Source organism: Streptococcus sp. 23.2 (assembly GCF_016648665.1).
GTDB lineage: Bacteria > Bacillota > Bacilli > Lactobacillales > Streptococcaceae > Streptococcus > Streptococcus salivarius_E.
In genome coordinates this window covers 61,652-83,864 of the sequence record NZ_JACLQJ010000011.1, presented here as the reverse complement: position 1 = coordinate 83,864, position 22,213 = coordinate 61,652, and the positions used below count along the sequence as shown (strand labels likewise).

22 protein-coding genes are annotated in these 22,213 nt (G+C 40.8%); 19 read left to right on the top strand and 3 right to left on the bottom strand.

The genetic code is table 11. The features are described 5' to 3' along the window. Positions 1-12: 12 nt before the first annotated feature. A complete protein-coding gene (locus tag H7T98_RS07120; RefSeq protein WP_175061630.1) occupies positions 13-1,371 on the bottom strand; it encodes an aspartate kinase in 1,359 nt (452 codons plus the stop codon). Positions 1,372-1,500: 129 nt separating this feature from the next. On the opposite strand from H7T98_RS07120, the gene H7T98_RS07115 reads away from it, so the two are divergent. From H7T98_RS07115 to H7T98_RS07050, 14 genes are all read left to right on the top strand, one after another. Next, positions 1,501-2,139, top strand: coding sequence for an HAD family hydrolase (locus H7T98_RS07115; protein WP_201061577.1), 639 nt, complete (start codon positions 1,501-1,503; stop codon positions 2,137-2,139). A 211-nt stretch (positions 2,140-2,350) separates the two neighbouring features. Further along, positions 2,351-3,142 (top strand): enoyl-CoA hydratase, encoded by a 792-nt coding sequence (locus tag H7T98_RS07110; RefSeq protein WP_037601410.1) that lies wholly within the window; start codon positions 2,351-2,353, stop codon positions 3,140-3,142. Between the two features lie 104 nt (positions 3,143-3,246). Next, positions 3,247-3,681 carry a MarR family winged helix-turn-helix transcriptional regulator gene (locus H7T98_RS07105; protein ID WP_002885562.1) on the top strand — a complete coding sequence of 145 codons (435 nt, stop codon included), beginning with the start codon at positions 3,247-3,249 and terminating at the stop codon, positions 3,679-3,681. Next, positions 3,681-4,643: a beta-ketoacyl-ACP synthase III gene (locus H7T98_RS07100; RefSeq protein WP_064520576.1), complete on the top strand. Its 963-nt coding sequence runs from the start codon at positions 3,681-3,683 to the stop codon at positions 4,641-4,643. The genes H7T98_RS07105 and H7T98_RS07100 overlap by 1 nt, the downstream gene beginning before the upstream one ends. A 63-nt stretch (positions 4,644-4,706) precedes the next feature. Beyond that, the gene (locus H7T98_RS07095) at positions 4,707-4,931 is read left to right on the top strand and encodes an acyl carrier protein (RefSeq protein ID WP_002885495.1); all 225 of its coding nucleotides are present in this window, start codon (positions 4,707-4,709) and stop codon (positions 4,929-4,931) included. A gap of 105 nt (positions 4,932-5,036) precedes the next feature. Further along, the gene (fabK, locus tag H7T98_RS07090) at positions 5,037-6,002 is read left to right on the top strand and encodes an enoyl-[acyl-carrier-protein] reductase FabK (RefSeq protein WP_002890043.1); all 966 of its coding nucleotides are present in this window, start codon (positions 5,037-5,039) and stop codon (positions 6,000-6,002) included. 22 nt (positions 6,003-6,024) lie between these two features. Beyond that, positions 6,025-6,945, top strand: a complete 921-nt coding sequence (fabD, locus tag H7T98_RS07085) for an ACP S-malonyltransferase (protein WP_002886655.1) — start codon at positions 6,025-6,027, stop codon at positions 6,943-6,945. A gap of 12 nt (positions 6,946-6,957) precedes the next feature. Next, on the top strand, positions 6,958-7,692 hold the full coding sequence (fabG, locus tag H7T98_RS07080; RefSeq protein ID WP_201061575.1) for a 3-oxoacyl-[acyl-carrier-protein] reductase: 735 nt from the start codon (positions 6,958-6,960) through the stop codon (positions 7,690-7,692). Positions 7,693-7,752: 60 nt separating this feature from the next. Continuing rightward, entirely contained in the window at positions 7,753-8,985 is a 1,233-nt protein-coding gene (gene fabF, locus H7T98_RS07075) for a beta-ketoacyl-ACP synthase II (protein WP_002885574.1), read from the top strand. 3 nt (positions 8,986-8,988) lie between these two features. Further along, entirely contained in the window at positions 8,989-9,483 is a 495-nt protein-coding gene (gene accB, locus H7T98_RS07070; RefSeq protein ID WP_002885548.1) for an acetyl-CoA carboxylase biotin carboxyl carrier protein, read from the top strand. Then, positions 9,480-9,905 carry a 3-hydroxyacyl-ACP dehydratase FabZ gene (gene fabZ, locus H7T98_RS07065; protein WP_002885470.1) on the top strand — a complete coding sequence of 142 codons (426 nt, stop codon included), beginning with the start codon at positions 9,480-9,482 and terminating at the stop codon, positions 9,903-9,905. The genes accB and fabZ overlap by 4 nt, the downstream gene beginning before the upstream one ends. Before the next feature lie 118 nt (positions 9,906-10,023). Continuing rightward, the gene (locus tag H7T98_RS07060; RefSeq protein ID WP_201061573.1) at positions 10,024-11,394 is read left to right on the top strand and encodes an acetyl-CoA carboxylase biotin carboxylase subunit; all 1,371 of its coding nucleotides are present in this window, start codon (positions 10,024-10,026) and stop codon (positions 11,392-11,394) included. A 5-nt stretch (positions 11,395-11,399) separates the two neighbouring features. Beyond that, positions 11,400-12,266, top strand: coding sequence for an acetyl-CoA carboxylase, carboxyltransferase subunit beta (gene accD, locus H7T98_RS07055; RefSeq protein WP_014633562.1), 867 nt, complete (start codon positions 11,400-11,402; stop codon positions 12,264-12,266). Beyond that, positions 12,263-13,033 (top strand): acetyl-CoA carboxylase carboxyl transferase subunit alpha, encoded by a 771-nt coding sequence (locus tag H7T98_RS07050; protein ID WP_002886662.1) that lies wholly within the window; start codon positions 12,263-12,265, stop codon positions 13,031-13,033. Before accD ends, H7T98_RS07050 begins: the two co-directional genes overlap by 4 nt. A 29-nt stretch (positions 13,034-13,062) precedes the next feature. On the opposite strand, the gene H7T98_RS07045 is transcribed toward H7T98_RS07050, so the two are convergent. After that, positions 13,063-13,545: an S-ribosylhomocysteine lyase gene (locus H7T98_RS07045; RefSeq protein ID WP_002885585.1), complete on the bottom strand. Its 483-nt coding sequence runs from the start codon at positions 13,543-13,545 to the stop codon at positions 13,063-13,065. A 143-nt stretch (positions 13,546-13,688) separates the two neighbouring features. Between H7T98_RS07045 and H7T98_RS07040 the strand changes: the two genes are divergently transcribed. The 5 genes from H7T98_RS07040 to gorA all read left to right on the top strand — a co-directional run bounded on the left by H7T98_RS07040 (position 13,689) and on the right by gorA (position 20,667). Next, positions 13,689-15,296, top strand: coding sequence for a ribonuclease Y (locus H7T98_RS07040; protein WP_045001922.1), 1,608 nt, complete (start codon positions 13,689-13,691; stop codon positions 15,294-15,296). 211 nt (positions 15,297-15,507) lie between these two features. Beyond that, positions 15,508-16,254, top strand: coding sequence for a DeoR/GlpR family DNA-binding transcription regulator (locus H7T98_RS07035; protein WP_107372576.1), 747 nt, complete (start codon positions 15,508-15,510; stop codon positions 16,252-16,254). Then, a complete protein-coding gene (pfkB, locus tag H7T98_RS07030; protein ID WP_002885581.1) occupies positions 16,251-17,162 on the top strand; it encodes a 1-phosphofructokinase in 912 nt (303 codons plus the stop codon). The genes H7T98_RS07035 and pfkB overlap by 4 nt, the downstream gene beginning before the upstream one ends. Then, positions 17,159-19,165: a fructose-specific PTS transporter subunit EIIC gene (locus H7T98_RS07025; protein ID WP_201061571.1), complete on the top strand. Its 2,007-nt coding sequence runs from the start codon at positions 17,159-17,161 to the stop codon at positions 19,163-19,165. Before pfkB ends, H7T98_RS07025 begins: the two co-directional genes overlap by 4 nt. Positions 19,166-19,314: 149 nt before the next feature. After that, positions 19,315-20,667, top strand: a complete 1,353-nt coding sequence (gene gorA, locus H7T98_RS07020; protein WP_155124123.1) for a glutathione-disulfide reductase — start codon at positions 19,315-19,317, stop codon at positions 20,665-20,667. A gap of 265 nt (positions 20,668-20,932) precedes the next feature. On the opposite strand, the gene H7T98_RS07015 is transcribed toward gorA, so the two are convergent. After that, positions 20,933-22,189 carry a bifunctional folylpolyglutamate synthase/dihydrofolate synthase gene (locus H7T98_RS07015; RefSeq protein WP_175057412.1) on the bottom strand — a complete coding sequence of 419 codons (1,257 nt, stop codon included), beginning with the start codon at positions 22,187-22,189 and terminating at the stop codon, positions 20,933-20,935. Positions 22,190-22,213 lie beyond the last annotated feature (24 nt).

Below are 22,213 nucleotides of genomic sequence, written 5' to 3'. Positions count from 1 at the left end.
TAGGTTTTTAGATTAGTCGTCACTACGGAAAAAGGCATCATAAAGAGCTCTGACGGCTGCTTTTTCTTGCTCAGTTTCAATTACGAACATAACAGAAACCTCACTAGAACCTTGAGAAATCATTTCTAGGTTAATATGTTTTTCAGAGAGCGCTTTAGCTGCTGTCGCTGTAACACCGATGTGGTCTTTCATATTTTCACCAACAATCATGAGAATTGAAAGGCCATGTTCAATTTCAACTTCATCAACACCGAGTTCACGAGTCAAGTATGAAAGGATTTCTTGTTCTTTGATTGGGGTAAGTTCACGTTCTCGAATAATGATTGAAAGATCATCGATTCCAGAAGGCATGTGTTCCCAACGGATGTTTAAATCTTCCAAGATTTGAAGAACCTTACGTCCAAAACCGACCTCACGGTTCATAAGGTATTTGCTCATATTAATACTTACAAATTTGTCATCACTAGCAATACCAACGACAGGAACTGTTGCACCCTTGTGCTCAAGAATAATACGAGTACCAGGATGAGATGGGTTATTTGTGTTTTTAATAACGAGCGGAATCTTACCACGGTAGGCAGGGAGGAGGGCTTCATCATGAAGTACAGAGAAGCCAGCATAAGCCAATTCACGCATTTCTTTGTAAGTCAACTCTGGAATTGAATGTGGTTCATGGACAACCCCAGGATGGGCTGCGAAAATACCATCTACATCCGTAAAGTTTTCGTATAAATCAGCTTTCACACCCGCTGCAACGATAGATCCTGTGATATCAGAGCCACCACGTGAGAAAGTACAAATTTGATTATCAGGGGTAACACCAAAGAAACCAGGGATAACAAGAACCTCATCTGATTCACGAAGCTCTTCCAATTTGTCATAGGCTCCTGGAAGGATACGAGCATTTCCAGGTTCGCTTGAGACAAAAATGCCAGCTTGGCGAGGGTGAACGTAACGTGCTTCAATACCGTTATTACGGAAATACTCAGCAATCAGTTTTGCGTTATTGTCCTCACCAGCGGCTAGAAATGTATCGTAGAGGAATTCGTTATCCTCGATAGGGAGGGTTGCTAAATCATTGATAGATTTGGCTATTTTAGCCATTTCTGTTGATTTAAAACCTAGTTCATCAACCATAGCCTGGTAGCGGTTAATAATCCATTCTTGGTCAGCCTTGACATCAGCACCTTTTGTATAGTGTTTATAGTATTTAATCAAGGCATCCGTAACTTTGGTATCTTCATCGTTACGTTTACCTGGGGCAGAGACAACGACAAAGCGACGTTCAGGATCAGATTTTACAATGTTTAAGACTTTTTCTAATTGTGTGGCTGAAGCAAGTGAGCTCCCACCGAATTTGATGACTTTCATAGTTACTCCAAAAATTTTAAATTACTCTACAATTATAGCAAAATTCTGACAATTTGTCACATTGTTTTTAAAAGCAAGTAAGATTTAGTCTGATTATGGTACAATAAGGAAAGAAAAGGAGGATATCCCGTGGTAGAGGCAATTATTTTTGATATGGATGGTGTCCTTTTTGACACTGAAAAATATTATTATGATCGACGTGCAAATTTCTTAGCTCAAAAGGGAATTTCAATAGACCATTTACCCCCGTCTTTCTTTATAGGTGGAAATACCAAGCAAGTTTGGGAAAATATTCTCAGAGATGACTATGATAACTGGGATGTGCCAACTTTACAAGAAGAGTACAATGCCTATAAACAAGACAACCCCTTACCCTATAAAGAATTAATCTTTCCTGATGTTTTCAAGGTCTTGAATGAAGTGAATTCTCGAGGGTTGAAAATAGGTTTAGCTTCTAGCTCAGTAAAGGCAGATATCCTTAGAGCTTTGGAGGAAAATCATTTGAACGGTTTCTTTGATGTGGTTCTCTCAGGAGAGGAATTTAAAGAGAGTAAACCCAATCCAGAGATTTATCTGACAGCATTACAGCATTTGAACGTGGAAGCAAATCAGGCGCTGATTATCGAAGATAGCGAAAAGGGGATTGCTGCTGGAGTCGCTGCAGGTGTTGAGGTTTGGGCCATTAAAGATAATCGTTTTGGCATGGATCAAAGTGCAGCCAAAGGCTTGTTGGATAACCTTATAGATGTTTTAGATTTATTAAAATAGAAGAGACACCGAGTTGTAGAACTCGGTGTTTTGATGTATCAAATTAAAAAACTCTAAGTTTTTGTTGACCTTTAGATGGACTATGGTATACTAGAAATTAACGATGAATGATTTGATAATCAAATTATCTATTCATCAAATAAAATTGTGATAAAAATATAAAGAACATACGGTTTTCATATAGGAACTAGTTATCGGAGGAATGCAAAAAATGGCTTACGAAACAATTCTTTATAGTGTTGAAGATGGAGTAGCAACTTTAACGCTTAATCGTCCAGAAGTGCAAAATGGATTTAATATTCCAGTTTGTGATGAGATTATGGCTGCAATTGAGCAAGCTAAACAAGATGCGTCAGTAAAATTCTTGGTAATCAATGCTAATGGAAAAGTCTTTTCTGTTGGCGGTGACCTTGATCAAATGCAAAAAGCGGTTGCTGTAGATGATGTACAGTCTTTGGTTCGTATTGCTGAGCAGGTAAATGAAATTTCTTTTGCTCTTAAAAAATTGCCTAAGCCAGTCATCATGGTAGTTGATGGACCATGTGCAGGTGCTGCAGCTAACTTAGCTGTTGCAGCAGACTTTACGATTGCATCTGATAAAGCTAAATTCATCCAAGCTTTTGTAGGTGTTGGTTTGGCACCTGACGCTGGAGGTCTCTACCTTTTGACACGTTCAATCGGTATTAACCGTGCGACTCAAATTACCATGACAGGAGAGCCAGTATCAGCTGAAAAAGCCTTGGACTGGGGAATTGCCTACAAAGTTGTTGAGTCAGAAAAACTTGAAAAAACTGTGAGTCAATTGATTAAAAAATTGAACCGCTCTTCAGTGAATTCCTTTAAAGCCATTAAAGAAATGGTTTGGGAATCTGAATTTGCGGGATGGGAAAATTACGCTAAGTTGGAACTTGACTTGCAAAAATCTCTTGCTTTCACAGAAGACTTCAAAGAAGGGGTACGTGCTTATAGTGAGCGTCGTCGACCTAAATTCCAAGGGAAATAGCCACATTTTCTAAAAGAAAAACTAAAGTTTTTTAATCGGGCTTGCGAAATTAGTTTGAGTCTGATATAATTTGAAAGTCAAAGTTTTATTGAAAGGAGTCTGGTGTGAATTACGACAAAATTGATGGCTATCTTGTTGATATTTTTAATAACGTAGTTATTATCGAAGAAGCAAGTTTAAAGAATTCAAAGTTTAACGATGTTTCCCTCAAGGAAATGCATACCATTGATGTGATCGGTACACATCCAGATACGACACCAAGTGCAGTAGCTAAAGAACTCATGCTAACTCTTGGTACTGTAACAACATCTCTCAATAAACTTGAAAAGAAAGGTTATATTGTCCGTACGCGTTCATCAGTTGACCGTCGTGTGGTCCATCTTTCGCTCTCTAAAAAGGGTCGTTTGGTATATCGTCTTCACCGTCGTTTTCATAAATCAATGGTGATGAGGATTACAGAAGGCTTTAACGACGAGGAATTGAAGGTTATGAGCAAGGGATTGGAAAATCTCCACGCATTTCTTGAGGAGTTGAAATAATGGCATTTGCAAAAATTAGTCAGGTTGCCCATTATGCACCTGCTCAGGTCGTGACTAATGATGACCTATCAAAAATCATGGATACTAGCGATGAGTGGATTCGCTCACGTACCGGTATTCAGGAACGTCGCATCTCATTGAATGAGAATACGAGTGATTTAGCTACCAATGTTGCTTATCAGCTATTAGAAAAATCAGGATTAGCTCCTGAGGAACTAGACTTTGTTTTAGTTGCAACGATTTCTCCTGATAGTTCTATGCCGTCAGTAGCGGCTCGAGTTCAAGGAGCAATTGGTGCAGTCAACGCCTTTGCTTTTGATATTACTGCGGCATGTAGTGGGTTTATCTTTGCTTTAGCAACCGCAGAAAAATTGATAAAGTCAGGCGCATACAAAAAAGGTTTAGTCATTGGTTCTGAAGTTCTTTCAAAAACTTTAGACTGGTCTGACCGTACAACAGCTGTCCTCTTTGGAGATGGTGCTGGCGGAGTCCTCTTGGAAGAAACTGAAGAAGAACATTTCTTCGGAGAATCTTTAAATACCGATGGTAGCAAGGGTGGTCTTGAGTCAGGAGCTTCTGCAGTTATCTCGCCTTATTCAGATGAGTCTGATCAGCCTAATCCCTATATGCAAATGGATGGGAAAGCAATCTTTGATTTTGCCGTTAAGACGGTTTCAAAGAGTATTAAGGCCTTGGTTGAAGAAAAAGGTGAGCCTGATTACTTCCTTCTTCATCAAGCTAATATTCGTATTTTGGATATTATGGCTAAGAAAATCGATGTCAGTCGTGATAAATTCTTGGCAAACATGATGTCTTATGGTAATACCAGTGCGGCAAGTATCCCAATTCTGCTTTCTGAAAACGTGGCGAATGGGACCTTAAAATTAGACAGCGGTCAAACAATTCTCTTATCAGGTTTTGGTGGGGGTTTGACATGGGGCAGTCTTATTGTTAAAATCTAGTTATATAAATTATGCACCAGCATAGATTATAAGAAATATATTTATCTTAAAGGAGAAATTAAAATGGCAGTATTTGAAAAAGTACAAGAAATCATCGTTGAAGAACTTGGGAAAGATGCAGAAGAAGTAAAAGTAGAAACTACTTTTGACGAACTTGACGCTGACTCACTTGACGTGTTCCAAGTTATCTCAGAAATCGAAGATGAGTTCGATATCCAAATCGAAACTGAAGAAGGTCTTAACACTGTTGGTGACCTTGTTGCTTACGTAGAAGAAAAAACTAAATAAGCAGGGCATAGAGAATATTCTTATTTGGGATATTCTCCTTTGTTTATACAATTACTTTGATTATTAAACTATTTATTTGATTAGAAAATCGAAAAAAGGTGCAAAATGAAATCTCGTATTACAGAACTGTTAGGAATTAAATATCCAATCTTCCAAGGTGGTATGGCCTGGGTTGCTGATGGCGACTTGGCAGGAGCCGTTTCAAATGCTGGTGGACTCGGAATAATTGGTGGTGGTAATGCCCCTAAAGAAGTGGTAAAAGCTAATATTGATAGAGTAAAACAAATCACTGATAAACCATTCGGTGTTAATATCATGCTTTTGTCACCATTTGCAGATGACATCGTCGACCTCGTTATCGAAGAGGGCGTTAAGGTTGTTACAACAGGAGCCGGAAACCCAGGTAAATATATGGAACGTTTCCACGAAGCTGGAATTACAGTAATCCCAGTTATTCCATCGGTAGCACTTGCTAAACGTATGGAAAAACTTGGAGCAGATGCTGTTGTTGCAGAAGGTATGGAAGCTGGTGGTCACATCGGTAAATTGACAACTATGGCACTTGTTCGCCAAGTTGCTGATGCGGTATCTATCCCAGTTATTGGAGCTGGTGGTGTTGCTGATGGACGTGGTATGGCTGCTGTTCTTATGCTTGGAGCAGATGCTGTTCAGGTTGGTACGCGTTTCGCTGTTGCTAAAGAATCTAATGCACACCAAAATTTCAAAGATAAGATTTTGAAGGCTAAAGATATTGATACTGTTATTTCAGCCTCAGTTGTTGGACACCCTGTTCGTGCGATTAAGAATAAATTGGCTACTGAATATAACCAAGCTGAAAAAGATTTCTTGGCTGGTAAGAAGACTCAAGAGGAAATTGAAGAGCTTGGTGCAGGTGCCCTTCGTAACGCGGTTGTTGATGGAGATGTGGAATATGGTTCAGTTATGGCTGGACAAATTGCAGGTCTTGTTCGTAAAGAAGAAACATGTGCAGAAATCTTGGAAGACCTATACACAGGTGCTGCCAAGGTGATTAAAGAAGAAGCTGCTCGTTGGGCAGATGTAAACGTCTAAAAACGTAGAAAGGATTAGGATAGTGACAAAACGTGCGTTCTTATTTGCTGGTCAAGGGGCTCAGAAATTGGGCATGGCGAGCGATTTGTATGCGACTTATCCCGTTGTCAAAGAGACATTTGATACGGCAAGTCGTATTCTAGGTTATGATTTGCGTGAATTGATTGATTCTAACGAAGAAAAACTTAATCAGACACGCTATACTCAACCAGCTATTTTGACAACGTCAGTAGCCATTTATCGCCTTTTGGCAGAAAATGGTATCACTCCTGATATTGTTGCCGGTCTCTCTTTGGGTGAATATTCTGCCCTAGTTGCGGCTGGAGCACTCTCATTTGAGGATGCGGTAGCCTTGGTTGCTAAACGTGGAGAATTCATGGAAACAGCTGCTCCTGCTGGAAGTGGGAAAATGGTTGCTGTCATGAATACAGATCCAAGTTTGATTGAAGAAATCTGTCAAAAAGCATCTGAAAAGGGTGTAGTAACGCCTGCTAACTATAATACTCCAGCACAAATTGTTATTGGTGGTGAAGTTGAGGCTGTTGATTATGCTGTGGAATTGCTTAAAGAAGCTGGTGCTAAACGTCTGATTCCTCTTAATGTTTCAGGGCCGTTCCATACAGCTTTACTTGAATCAGCTAGTCAAAAATTGGCAGCAGAACTTGAGAAAGTGTCATTCAAGGACTTTACGCTTCCTTTAGTAGGTAATACTGAGGCTCAAATCATGAAGTCAGAAGACGTCAAAGCACTTTTGGCTCGTCAGGTGATGGAACCTGTACGTTTTTATGATTCGATTGCCACTATCCAAGAATTTGGTGTAGATGAAGTAATTGAGATTGGTCCAGGAAAAGTCTTGTCAGGCTTCTTGAAGAAAATTGATAAAACCTTACCAACTCATAATGTTGAAGATCAAGCTAGTCTTGATGCCCTTCTTAATGCTTAAAACGAGGTAAACATGGAACTTAAGAATAAAAATGTTTTTGTAACAGGTTCAACACGTGGAATTGGATTAGCTGTGGCACACAAATTTGCTAGTCTTGGTGCCAATGTTGTTTTAAATGGACGTTCTGAAATCTCTGAGGACTTGCTTGCACAGTTTGCAGATTATGGTGTAACTGTTGTAGGTATCTCAGGTGATATTTCTAACGGTGAAGATGCTAAACGTATGGTAGCTGAAGCTATTGAAAAGCTTGGTAGTGTTGATGTTCTAGTTAATAATGCTGGGATCACTAACGATAAGTTGATGTTGAAGATGAGTGAAGAAGATTTTGAACGTGTCTTGAAAATCAACTTGACTGGTGCTTTCAATATGACACAGGCTGTCTTAAAACCAATGTCTAAGGCTCGTCAAGGTGCCATCATCAATATGTCATCTGTTGTAGGTCTCATGGGGAATATTGGTCAAGCTAACTATGCGGCTTCAAAAGCTGGTTTGATTGGTTTTACAAAATCAGTGGCACGTGAAGTTGCGGCTCGTGGTGTCCGTGTCAACGCTATTGCTCCTGGTTTCATTGAATCAGATATGACTGACGCTATTCCAGAGAAAATGAAAGATGCTATGATTGCTCAAGTGCCAATGAAACGTATTGGTCAAGCAGAAGAAGTGGCTGAAGTTGCAGTATTCTTGGCTAGTCAAGAATATCTCACAGGTCAAACCATCGCTATTGATGGTGGTATGACCATGCAATAATTGAATGTCAATATAAAAAATCATTTACTAGAATATCCATCCGACAAAAGGAGAATATATATGTCTACAAATCGTGTTGTTGTTACAGGTTACGGCGTAACCTCACCAATCGGTAATACACCAGAAGAATTTTGGAACAGTCTTCATGACGGTAAAATTGGTATCAAACCAATTACGAAGTTCGATGCTTCTGAAATTCCAGTCTTTAACGCAGGTGAAATCCAAGATTTCCCGTTCGATAAGTACTTTGTGAAAAAAGATACTAACCGTATGGACACTTACTCACTTTATGCGATTTATGCTGCTATGGAAGCTCTTGAAAATTCAGGACTTAACATGGAAGAAGAAGATCGTGATCGTGTTGGTGTCATCGTGTCATCTGGTATCGGTGGTCTTCAAGAACTTGAAGATCAAATCATTCGTATGCACGAACGTGGGATGAAACGTATCAAACCAATGTTTATCCCTAAAGCACTTTCAAACATGGGTGCTGGTAATATTGCTCTTAAAATTGGTGCTCAAGGGGTATGTAAATCAGTGACGACTGCTTGTGCCTCTGCCAATGATGCAATCGGTGAAGCCTTCCGTGAAATTAAATTCGGTTTGCATGATGTTGTCTTGGCTGGTGGTGCTGAAGCTTCAATCACTAAGATTGGTATTGGTGGTTTCAATGCTCTTACAGCACTTTCAACAACAGAGGATCCAGAACGTTCATCAATTCCATTTGATAAAGACCGTAATGGTTTTGTTATGGGTGAAGGTGCAGGGGTTCTCGTTATCGAAAGCTTGGAACATGCCCAAAAACGTGGTGCTAACATCTTGGCTGAGATTGTTGGTTACGGATCAAACTGTGATGCCTACCACATGACAACACCAACTCCAGACGGTTCAGGTGCTGCTAAAGCAATTAAATTGGCTATCAATGAAGCTGGTATCAAACCTGAAGATGTTGATTATGTCAATGCTCACGGGACATCAACACCTGCTAATGAAAAGGGTGAAAGTGGTGCCATTGTTTCTGTACTTGGTAAAGATGTTCCAGTTTCATCTACTAAATCATTTACAGGTCACTTGCTAGGTGCTGCTGGTGCAGTTGAGGCTATTGCAACAATCGAAGCGATTCGTCATAGCTATGTACCGAAAACTGCTGGTACAAAAGAATTGTCTGACTACATCGAAGCTAATGTTGTTTATGGTGAAGGTCAAGAAGCTGATATTGAGTATGCAATTTCAAATACCTTCGGTTTTGGTGGACACAATGCTGTTCTTGCCTTTAAACGTTGGGAGGCTTAATTCATGAATATTTCTGAAATCAAAGATTTATTGGCTCAATTTGATGCTTCAACTTTACGTGAATTTTCATACAAAAATAATGGTGAAGAATTGAACTTGAGCAAAAATCAAACAAGTTCAGTAACAGCTGCCCCAGTAGCTCCTACAGTTGAAGTAGTTGCGCCAGCTCCTCAAGCTCCAGTTGCTCCAGTAGCAGCACCTGCCGCTGTTGAAACTCCAGCAACACCAGTTGAAGAAGCTTCTGCTCCTGCTCAAGCTGCTGAAGGTGAAGTGGTTGAAAGTCCACTTGTTGGTGTGGCTTACTTGTCTCCGTCACCTGAAAAACCAGCCTTTGTTTCTGTTGGTGATACTGTTAAGAAAGGTCAAACGCTTCTTATCGTTGAAGCAATGAAGGTGATGAATGAAGTGCCAGCACCTAAAGATGGTGTTATTACTGAAATCTTGGTAGCGAATGAAGAAGTTGTTGACTACGGAAAAGGATTGGTACGCATCAAATGACAATTGATATTAATGCTATTCGTGAAGCTTTACCACACCGTTATCCAATGCTTTTGGTTGACCGTGTGCTAGAAGTTTCAGAAGACGAAATCACAGCTATTAAAAATGTAACGATCAATGAACCTTTCTTTAATGGACATTTTCCTCAATACCCAGTTATGCCTGGTGTTCTTATCATGGAAGCTCTTGCGCAAACAGCTGGTGTTCTTGAATTGTCTAAACCTGAAAACAAGGGCAAATTAGTCTTTTATGCAGGTATGGATAAGGTTAAATTTAAAAAACAAGTGGTTCCTGGTGACCAACTTGTTATGACAGCTAAGTTTGTTAAACGTCGTGGAACAATTGCTGTTGTTGAAGCTAAGGCTGAAGTCGATGGTAAACTTGCTGCATCAGGTACTTTGACTTTTGCTATTGGAAGCTAATGTTTTGTGAAAATCCTTCTGGCGACAGTCGGAAAGGATTTTTCTTTAGACATTGGTCTATCACATAGAAAGGAAATCAACACAGACTATCAAAAAATGTCTGATGTTATCTTGTTTTATGTTTAAAAAATTATTGATTGCCAATCGTGGTGAAATTGCAGTGCGTATTATCCGTGCAGCGCGTGAATTGGGTATCCAAACGGTTGCTATTTATTCTGAAGCGGATAAGGATTCTCTACATACTATGCTCGCTGATGAAGCTATTTGTATCGGGCCTGCAAAATCAACTGATTCTTATTTGAATATGAATCGTGTCCTATCAGCTGCTATTGTGACTGAGGCTCAAGCTATTCATCCAGGGTTTGGTTTCTTGAGTGAAAACTCTAAATTTGCCACTCTCTGTGAAGAAATGAACATCAAGTTTATTGGTCCTTCAGGCGAAGTCATGGACAAGATGGGTGATAAAATCAATGCCCGTGCTGAAATGATTAAGGCTAATGTCCCTGTAATTCCTGGTTCAGATGGTGAAGTCTTTACAGCTGAGGAGGCTTTAGAGGTTGCCAACAGTCTTGGTTACCCAGTAATGCTTAAGGCTTCTGCTGGTGGTGGCGGTAAGGGGATTCGTAAGGTTAACACTGAAGAAGAGTTAGCTCCTGCCTTCGAATCTGCGTCACAAGAAGCTAAAGCAGCCTTTGGTAATGGGGCGATGTATATTGAAAAAGTTATTTACCCAGCTCGTCATATCGAGGTTCAAATTTTGGGAGATAGCTATGGTAATATTGTTCACCTAGGTGAGCGTGATTGCTCTCTTCAACGTAATAACCAAAAGGTTTTGGAAGAATCACCGTCAGTTGCTATTGGTAAGACACTTCGTCACGAAATTGGTTCAGCGGCTGTCCGTGCCGCTAAGGCTGTTAATTATGAAAATGCGGGTACTATCGAGTTCCTTCTTGATGAGAAAACAGGTCAGTTCTACTTTATGGAAATGAACACCCGTGTTCAAGTTGAGCACCCAGTTACAGAATTTGTAAGTGGTGTGGATATTGTTAAAGAACAAATCCGTATTGCCGCAGGTGAAAAACTCTCTGTGACCCAAGATGATATTGAAATCAAGGGACATGCTATTGAGTGTCGTATCAATGCAGAAAATCCTAAGTTCAACTTTGCACCTAGTCCAGGGAAAATTAGAAATCTCTACCTACCTAGTGGAGGTGTTGGTCTCCGTGTAGACAGTGCAGTCTATCCTGGCTATACTATTCCACCTTACTATGATTCAATGATTGCCAAAATCATTGTTCATGGAGAAAATCGATTTGAGGCACTCATGAAGATGCAACGTGCTCTTTACGAGCTCGAAATCGATGGTGTTGTGACTAATGCTGACTTCCAGTTGGATTTGATTTCAGATCGTAGCGTTATCGCTGGGGATTATGACACTTCCTTCTTGATGGAGACCTTCCTACCAGCTTATCAGAATCGTGAGGAATAGAGTTTATGGGATTATTTGATCGAAAAGAAAAGTATATCCGTATCAATCCTAACCGTTCTGTACGTAATGGGATTGATCACCAAGTGCCAGAAGTTCCAGATGAACTTTTTGCAAAATGTCCTGGTTGTAAACAAGCTATTTATCAAAAGGACTTGGGACAAGCTAAAATTTGTCCAAATTGTTCTTATACCTTCCGTATTTCCGCTAAAGAACGTCTCGATTTAACAGTTGATGAGGGATCTTTCCAAGAACTGTTTACAGGTATTAAAACTGAAAATCCATTGAATTTTCCAGGTTATATGGAGAAACTAGCAACGACTAAGGAAAAAACTGGTCTTGATGAAGCTGTCGTGACTGGTGTTGCAACTATCAAGGGGCAAAAAACAGCCTTGGCCATTATGGATTCTAACTTTATTATGGCTTCAATGGGAACTGTTGTTGGTGAGAAAATCACTAAACTCTTTGAACATGCGATTGAGGAAAAACTTCCAGTTGTTATTTTTACAGCATCTGGTGGGGCCCGTATGCAAGAAGGAATCATGAGTTTGATGCAAATGGCTAAGATTTCAGCTGCTGTAAAACGTCATTCGAATGCTGGCTTGTTGTATTTGACTGTATTGACAGATCCAACAACTGGTGGGGTTACAGCAAGTTTCGCCATGGAAGGTGATATCATCTTAGCTGAGCCACAAACCTTGATTGGTTTTGCAGGTCGTCGTGTCATTGAAAACACAGTTCGCGAAACTTTGCCAGATGATTTTCAAAAGGCTGAGTTCCTTCAAGAACATGGTTTTGTTGATGCCATTGTTAAACGTACAGAGTTGGCTGATACCATTGCCACACTCTTATCATTCCATGGAGGTGTTCAATGAGCGACGTAGCACGTATTTTAAAAGAAGCGCGTGACCAAGGCCGTTTAACTGCTTTGGACTTTGCCCAAGGAATCTTCGATGACTTTATTGAACTTCATGGCGACCGTAATTTCCGTGACGATGGTGCCATTATTGGTGGTATTGGTCGTTTAAATGGCCAAGCGGTTACTGTAGTGGGTATCCAAAAAGGTAGAAACCTACAAGATAACCTTAACCGTAACTTTGGGCAACCTCATCCAGAGGGCTATCGTAAGGCTCTTCGCCTCATGAAACAGGCTGAAAAGTTTGGTCGTCCAGTTGTTACCTTTATCAATACTGCAGGTGCTTATCCTGGTGTTGGGGCAGAGGAACGTGGACAAGGTGAGGCAATTGCGCGTAACCTTATGGAAATGAGTGATCTTAAGGTGCCAATTATTGCCATCATCATTGGTGAAGGTGGTTCGGGAGGAGCTCTTGCCTTGGCGGTAGCCGATAAGGTTTGGATGCTTGAAAATACCATCTACTCTATCTTGAGTCCGGAAGGGTTTGCGACTATTCTCTGGAAAGATGGCTCACGTTCAGAAGAGGCAGCAGAGTTGATGAAGATTACATCAGGTGAGTTGCTTAACATGGGAATCGTTGATAAGGTGATCCCAGAACGTGGTTACTTTACAAGTGAAATTATTGAAGCAATTAAGACAGCAATTGTAGATGAGTTGGCAGAATTAAGCCAATTATCAACAGAGGACTTGCTTGAAGCGCGTTATCAACGTTTTAGAAAATACTAAAAAAACATTGGGATATATCCCAATGTTTTTTAAACGGTATGGCGTTCGAAGGCTTGGTCTGAGATACCTTGTTCAAGGATAAGTTTAGCCCATTCCTTAGCTGAATGAAGACTGTGATCCTTGTAGTTACCACAAGATTCAATGGTAGTTCCTGGAACATCTTCCCATGTAATCTCGTTAGCAATAGCTTCAAGACTAGATTTGATAACTTTAGCAATTTCTGTAGGATCTTGTTTACCCCACATAATCATATGGAAGCCTGTACGGCAACCAAATGGTGAGCAATCAATAAGTCCATCGATACGTTGACGGATCAGTTTAGCGAGTAGGTGTTCGATAGTGTGAAGACCACCTGTGTCAATACTATTTTCATTAGGTTGAATCAAACGGATATCAAAGTTTGTAATGATATCTCCTTTAGGTCCAACTTCCTCAGAAATAAGACGGACATAAGGTGCTTTTACAATGGTGTGATCAAGTTCAAAACTTTCAACAGTAACGTCTTTTGGCATGGTAATACCTCCCTATTCTAATAGAGTTATGATACCATAAAATCAGTTTAAAGTTCTAGTATATATTTGAGAAATCGCTATAAATATGATACACTAGAAGACGGTTTTCTTTAGGGAAACCTTAGAAAAGTTGAGGTAAAGACATGATAAACATGATAATTTTAGTTGTCTTTGCACTCATTGGTTTAGTCGTTGGATATTTAGCAATTTCTATTAAACTTAGCAAAGCTAAGGAACAAGCAGAAACTACCTTGCTAAAGGCAGAACAAGACGCTGTGAACCTTCGTAGTCAGGCAGAGCATGATGCAGATCATCTGCGTGTGACTGCTGAACGTGAGAGTAAGGCTCAACGTAAAGAGTTCTTGTTAGAAGCAAAAGAGGAAGCTAGAAAATATCGAGAAGATATTGAAAAAGAATTCAAATCTGAACGTCAAGAGCTTAAACAGATGGAAAATCGTTTGACAGAACGTGCCACTAGCCTTGATCGTAAGGATGAAAATCTATCAAGTAAAGAACTTGCCCTCGAGAAGAAAGAGCAGAGTCTTGCTGACAAATCTAAACATCTTAATGAGCGTGAAGAGAATGTGACTCAGTTGGAGGCTGAGAAGCAGGCTGAACTTGAACGTGTTGGTCAAATGACCATTGCAGAAGCGCGTGAGGTAATCTTAACAGAAACTGAGAATAACTTGACTCATGAGATTGCAACACGTATCAAAGATGCAGAAGCACAGGTTAAAGATACTGTTGATAAGAAAGCCAAAAATTTGTTGGCGCAAGCTATGCAACGCTTGGCTGGAGATTATGTTACTGAACAAACAGTAACGACTGTCCACCTTCCAGATGACAATATGAAAGGTCGTATCATTGGGCGTGAGGGGCGTAACATCCGTACGCTTGAAAGTCTAACAGGTATTGACGTTATTATTGACGATACTCCAGAAGTAGTTGTCCTTTCTGGTTTCGATCCCGTTCGTCGTGAAATTGCACGTATGACTCTCGAAGCCTTGATTAAGGATGGACGCATCCATCCAGCTCGTATTGAAGAGTTGGTTGAGAAGAGCCGTCAGGAAATGGATAACCGTATCCGTGAATATGGTGAAGAGGCAGCCTACGAAATTGGCGCTATGAATCTTCACCCTGATTTGATCAAGATTATGGGACGCTTGCAGTTCCGTACGTCGTATGGTCAAAACGTACTTCGTCACTCAGTTGAAGTTGGTAAACTAGCAGGTATCATGGCTGGTGAATTGGGTGAGAATGTTGCCCTCGCTCGTCGTGCTGGTTTCCTTCACGATATGGGGAAAGCCATTGACAAAGAAGTCGAAGGTAGCCACGTAGAGATTGGTGCTGAGTTTGCACGTAAGTACAAAGAACATCCAGTTGTGGTTAACGCTATTGCCAGCCACCATGGCGATGTAGAACCTGAGAGCGTCATTGCAGTTATTGTAGCAGCAGCAGATGCTTTGAGTTCGGCTCGTCCAGGGGCTCGTAATGAATCTGTTGAGAATTATGTCAAACGCCTTCGTGATTTGGAAGAAATTGCATCAAGCTTTGACGGTGTTCAAACAAGCTTCGCCCTTCAAGCTGGTCGTGAAATTCGTATTATGGTTCATCCAAACAAAATCTCGGATGATGAAGTTACGATCTTGTCTCACAAGGTACGTGAACAAATTGAGAAGAATTTGGATTACCCAGGAAATATTAAGGTTACAGTCATTCGTGAATTCCGTGCGGTTGACTATGCCAAATAAGATAAGAGAGCCGAAAGGCTTTTTTATTTTGCCCTTCATACTGAAAGGAGTATTCTTTTTGAAAATGTAAGAACTTTCTTATCAAATTGCGTCATTTTGGTAGATAAGTATTTTACAATGAAATATTTTGATTTTTTTTGACTGTTTCTAGTTGACAGTTATTAAAAATTTAGTATAATAGATTTTGTAAACGATTACAGAAGGAGAGATTATGCTAAAGTCTGAACGTAAGCAGATTATCTTGTCTCAGTTGAAACAAGATGGTTTTGTCACTTTGGAAAACCTAACTGTTTTGTTAAGTGATACTTCCGAGTCGACGATTCGTCGCGACTTGGACGAGTTAGCGGCAGATGGCCAACTTAAACGTGTTCATGGCGGTGCTGAAAGCATTCATGGTCTAAAGGAAGAAATTGCCAATAGTCAAAAAGCTATTAGAAACGTTCAAGAAAAGGCTCAGTTAGCTGGTTATGCTGCCGATTTGATTAAGGAAGGTGATGTCGTCTTTCTTGAGGCTAGTACAACAAATGAACTTTTGATTCCACATTTGGCCAATCGTCAGGTAACGGTTGTGACTAATTCTATCCATCATGCGGTTAAGCTGGTAGATTTCGGTGTTAGCACTAGGATTGTTGGAGGAAAGGTTAAACATTCAACGGATGCGTCTATTGGAAGTACTGCTCAAGAGCAAATTAGACAACTGAATTTTGATTGTGCTTTCATTGGTGCTAATGGCGTTGATGCTAATTATTTCACCACACCAGACATGGAAGAGGCAGTTATTAAACGGACGGCTATAGCTAATGCGCAAAAAGCCTATGTTCTAGCGGATGCCTCTAAACTTGGTCAGATTACCTATGCTAAGGTAGCCGAGGTCGAGAAAGTAACCATAATTACAAATGCTTCGGAAGAAGAGCTCCTAAAAGAATTAAAAGAGAAAACGAGGGTTATTGAAGTATGATTTATACTGTAACGCTGAATCCATCAATCGACTTCATTGTTCGTATCGACAAAGTAGAGATTGGTGAAGTTAACCGCATGGAGAGTGATGATAAGTTCGCTGGCGGTAAGGGGATTAATGTTAGTCGTATTTTGCAACGTTTAGGTGTTGATAATACTGCAACGGGCTTCATCGGTGGTTTTACAGGACGTTTTGTGACAGATGGTTTGGATGCAGAAGGTATTAAAACCAAGTTTGTAGCTGTGGATCAAGACACACGTATTAATGTTAAAATCAAGGCTGACCAAGAAACTGAAATTAACGGTGCAGGACCTGTCATTAATGAGTATCAATTGGCTGAATTGGAAGCAGTTCTTTCAAGTGTAAGTGCTGATGATGTGGTTGTTTTTGCTGGATCAGCACCAAGCAATCTTGGAAACAAGGTCTATAACAAATTGATTCCACTAGTGCGTGAAACTGGTGCACAGGTTGTCTGTGACTTTGAAGGTCAAACCTTGCTTGATTCCTTGGCCTACCAACCACTCTTGGTAAAACCAAATAACCATGAGTTAGAAGCTATTTTCAATGTCAAACTTAATGGTTTGGCTGATGTTGAAAAATATGCGCGTGAAATCCTTGCTAAAGGGGCACAAAACGTTATCATCTCAATGGCAGGTGATGGAGCTCTACTTGTCACACCAGAGGCTGCTTACTTTGCCAAACCAATTAAGGGGACAGTTAAAAACTCTGTTGGTGCGGGTGACTCAATGGTTGCTGGTTTCACTGGTGAGTTTGTTAAATCAGGTGATCCAATTGAGGCTCTCAAGTGGGGAGTGGCGTGTGGAACATCTACAGCTTTCTCAGATGACTTAGCGACAATTGAATTTATTAAAGAAACATACAATAAAGTAGAGGTAGAAAAACTATGAAAATTCAGGACTTACTGAACAAAAAAGTCATGTTGCTTGACCTTCAAGCAACTACAAAAGAAGCTGCTATCGATGAAATGATTAACAGCCTGGTTGACAATGGTGTTGTGACTGACTTTGATGTTTTCAAAGCAGGTATTATGGCTCGTGAAGCACAAACATCAACTGGTTTGGGTGATGGAATCGCTATGCCACACAGTAAAAATGCTGCAGTAAAAGAAGCGACAGTACTTTTTGCTAAATCTAATAAAGGTGTAGATTACGAATCACTTGATGGTCAACCTACCGACCTCTTCTTTATGATTGCAGCTCCAGAGGGAGCAAACGACACTCACTTGGCAGCTCTTGCTGAATTGTCAAAATACCTCATGCAAGATGGTTTTGCAGATCGTTTGCGTAAGGTGACTTCTCCAGATGAAGTGATTGCTGCTTTTAATACTGGCGAAGAAGAAGCACAAGCTGAGGAAGCTAAGAAAGCACAAGCTGTTAAAGAAGCAGCTTCAAGCGATAAACCACTTATCGTAGCTGTAACAGCTTGTACAACTGGTATTGCTCACACTTACATGGCTGAAGAATCACTGATTAAAACAGGTGAAGAAATGGGAGTCAATGTTCGTGTTGAAACTAACGGTGCTTCAGGTGTCGGAACACCATTGACTGCTGAAGAAATCAGTAAGGCTGTAGGTGTTATCGTAGCGGCAGACAAGGCAGTTGAAACAGCACGTTTTGATGGTAAAAAATTGCTTTCTAAACCAGTCGCTGCAGGTATTCGCCAACCTCAAGAATTAATCCAAAATATCTTGGATGGTAAGGCTGAAGTCTTCCATGCCGAAAATGCTGGAGCTGCTCAAGAATCAAGTGAGAAATTGAGCCTCGGTGGTGCCTTCTATAAACACTTGATGAGTGGGGTATCACAAATGCTTCCATTCGTTATCGGTGGTGGTATCATGATTGCGCTTGCCTTCTTGCTTGACCAAATCATGGGTGTTCCTAAAGATCAATTGCCACATTTGGGTAGTTACAATGAACTTCCGGCTCTCTTTAAATCAATTGGTGATATTGCTTTCAGTTTCATGTTGCCTATTCTTGCAGGATATATTGCCTATTCAATTGCTGAGAAACCAGGTTTGATTGCCGGTTTTGCAGCTGGGGCTATTGCGAAAGCAGGTCTTGCTTATGGAAATATCGTAGTCTATGCAAAAGTTGCAGGTTTAGATGAGAATGCAGCAAAAGAAGCAGTTGATAAGATTTCTTCTCATCAAGTGTCATCAGGATTTCTTGGAGCATTGGTAGGTGGTTTCTTAGCTGGTGGAATTGTACTTTTGTTGAGAAAATACATTAAGGTTCCACGTGCACTCGAAGGTGCAAAATCAATCTTATTGATGCCTCTTCTTGGAGTGGGCCTCACAGGATTTGCCATGTTAGCAGTGAATATCCCAATGGCAGCAATCAATACTGGTCTTAATAACTTCTTGTCAAGCTTGTCAGGTAGCTCAGCAGTTCTCCTTGGTCTCCTTGTAGGTGGTATGATGGCAGTGGATATGGGTGGACCAGTCAATAAAGCAGCTTATGTTTTTGCTACAGGTACTCTTGCTGAAACTGTAACTTCAGGTGGTTCAGTTGTTATGGCAGCAGTTATGGCAGCTGGTATGGTTCCTCCTTTGGCAGTCTTTGTAGCAACCGTATTGTTCAAAGATAAATTCTCACAAGAAGAACGTGATTCTGGTTTGACAAACATTGTTATGGGACTTTCATTCATCACTGAAGGTGCGATCCCATTTGGTGCAGCTGACCCAGCACGCGCTATCCCTAGCTTTATCGTCGGTTCAGCTCTTACAGGTGCTCTCGTAGGTATGGCAGGAATCAAATTGATGGCACCACACGGAGGTATCTTCGTTATCGCCCTCACATCAAATGCCCTTCTCTACCTTCTCTTCATCTTGATTGGTGCTGTGGTATCAGGTATCCTTTTCGGATTCCTCCGCAAACCACTTGATAAATAAGATATGATTAAACAATCTCGTTGAGTTCGGGGTTGTTTTTTTGTGTCGTAGCAGATTTTTGTCAGGGTACCTATTTTATGATAAAGTATAGGCAGAAATGGCTCATCTAGTAGCTAATACGCTGTATAAAGAAACACAAGAGGTAAAATATGGTAAAAGAATACGATTATATTGTCATTGGTGGTGGTTCTGGTGGGATTGCCAGTGCTAATCGTGCTGCTATGCACGGCGTTAAGGTTATTCTCTTTGAAGGAAAAGAGGTCGGCGGTACCTGCGTCAATGTGGGCTGTGTACCTAAAAAGGTCATGTGGTATGGTGCTCAGGTTGCTGAAACCCTTCACCGTTATGCAGGCGAGTATGGTTTTGATGTGACAATTAATAAGTTTGATTTTGCAAGGCTTAAGGCGAATCGTCAGGCTTATATCGACCGTATCCATGGTTCTTATGAGCGTGGTTTTGATAGCAATGGCGTTGAACGTGTATACGAGTATGCAAGATTTGTTGACCCTCATACAGTTGAAGTAGCAGGGGAGCTTTATACAGCACCCCATATCCTTATTGCGACAGGTGGTCACGCCCTTTATCCAAACATTCCAGGTAGTGAATATGGGATTACCTCAGATGGTTTCTTTGAACTAGATGAGGTGCCAAAACGTACAGCTGTCATTGGTGCTGGCTACATCGCCGTTGAGGTTGCTGGTGTTCTCAATGCTCTTGGTAGTGACACGCATCTCTTTGTTCGTAAAGATCGTCCATTGCGTACCTTTGACAAGGATATTATTGATGTCTTAGTCGATGAGATGGCTAAATCAGGTCCGACCCTTCACACGCATGCTAATGCTACAGAAGTAGTGAAAAATGCTGACGATTCTTTGACCATTAGCTTTGACAATGGAGAAACGATCACTGTTGATTGCCTCATTTGGGCTATTGGTCGTGCTGCCAATACCTCTGGCTTTGGTCTTGAAAAGACGGGCGTTGAGTTGACTGAACGAGGTAACATTTATTCAGACGCCTTTGAAAATACATCAGTTCCTGGTATCTATGCCCTTGGTGATGTGACTGGTAAACTAGATTTGACGCCAGTTGCAATCAAGGCGGGACGTCAATTGTCAGAGCGACTCTTCAACAATAAAGCCGATGCTAAGCTTGATTACACTGATGTAGCCACTGTGGTCTTTAGCCACCCAGTCATTGGTTCTGTTGGTTTGACTGAGGAAAAAGCAATTGCTAAATATGGTGCGGAGAATATCAAGGTCTATAAATCTAGTTTCACTCCAATGTATACAGCTCTTGCAAACAATCGTCAGCCGTCAACTATGAAATTAGTAACACTTGGTGAGGATGAAAAAATCATCGGTCTTCATGGCATTGGCTACGGTGTTGACGAGATGATTCAAGGCTTCTCTGTGGCTATTAAGATGGGAGCAACTAAGGCTGATTTTGATAATACGGTTGCCATTCATCCAACCGGTTCAGAAGAATTTGTAACGATGAGATAAAAAGGTGAAGTCTGTCTACCTAAATGGATAGACTTTTCTTTGTGTCTGAATGGCCTCAATTGAAAGTGATCGCAAGGAAGTCCCTTGCGAATTTCCATAGCCTTTTTGGCTATGGAAACCATTCATCCAACCGGCTCAGAAGAATTTGTAACGATGAGATAAAAAGGTGAAGTCTGTCTAGCCAAATAGATAGACTTTTCTTTGTGTTCAAATAGCAGCCTACACTTTGTGTAAAACTATAGACTGTCTAAATAAAAAAAGGCCTTCAGGCCTTTCTTTCGTTAATTAAGTAGTTTCTTACTTCTGAGATAAAGTAAAGAGATCCAGTGACAACAAATAGGTCATCAGAATTTGATGATTCAGCTTGTGCTAGCCAGTCCCTATAGTCGGCTGTACGTTTGAAGTCTTTGGGATAGTCGTCCAAGGGCAGTGCCTCAAAAAAGTCAAAGCTGGTTACCGTTATATCATAATCTTTCAATTCCTCTAGTAAGTCTGCCAAAGGCTTTCGTCTAAGTCCTGCAAAGAGGATATGTACCCTACGATTAGCGAAGTTATCTTTTAGTACCTGCTTTAAGCTGGCAATTCCTTGAGGGTTATGGGCACCATCTAGATAAATGTTATTTCCTATCCACTCACTACGACCAGGCCAATGCGTCTCTTCGATTCCTTCTTGGATGCTCTTATCGGTAATCTTAGAAAATGTTTGAGCTAAGAGATGGGCAGCAGTGACAGCTAGCCCAGCATTGTTTTCTTGATGCTGCCCTAACATTGGAAGTTTAAGATTTGGACTTTCCCAATGGTCATAAGAAATTTGGATCGTTTGATTGTCCTTTGGAAGCAGCTGAATTTTCCTATCAATGATAGCTAAAGGTGCTTGTAGGTCATGTGATTTTTGGTTGAAGAAATGTTCAACTTCTGCAGAGACACGCCCAAGTAAGATAGGTGTGTTTTCTCGCATGACGCCTGCTTTATGATTGGCAATGTCCAAAAGGCTATTGCCCAAGGTCTCAGTGTGATCAAAGCCAATCGAAGTACAGATGGCAAGCTCTGGCGAAAGAACATTGGTAGAATCAAGTCGTCCCCCAATCCCAGCTTCAATGATAGCCATATCAACCTGTTTAAGGTCGAAGTAGAGGAACATGAGTAAGGTGACCAATTCAAATTCCGTTGGTCTGCCAAAATCAGTGTGCTCTTCTAAATCATTGAGAAGAACTTGAGCTTTCGCGACAAGGCTAATCAAGTCCTTATCAGGAATTTCTGTGCCGTTAATACTAATACGTTCGTTGAAGCGAGTGATATAAGGGGAGGTGAAAGTCCCGACCTGATAGCCCGACTTTGTTAGGATATTTTGTAGGTAGCTAGTTGTTGATCCCTTACCATTGGTCCCGACAATATGTACCGTTGGATAGTGAGACTGAGGCTCTCCAGCTTGTCTCAAGAGCCAACGCATACGTTCGAGTTGAGGGCGACGTCCATTGCCCTTGAAAGAATGGATAAAATTTAGAGTTTCTGTATAGTTCATAGGATTATAGAAAAAAGGCAGGGT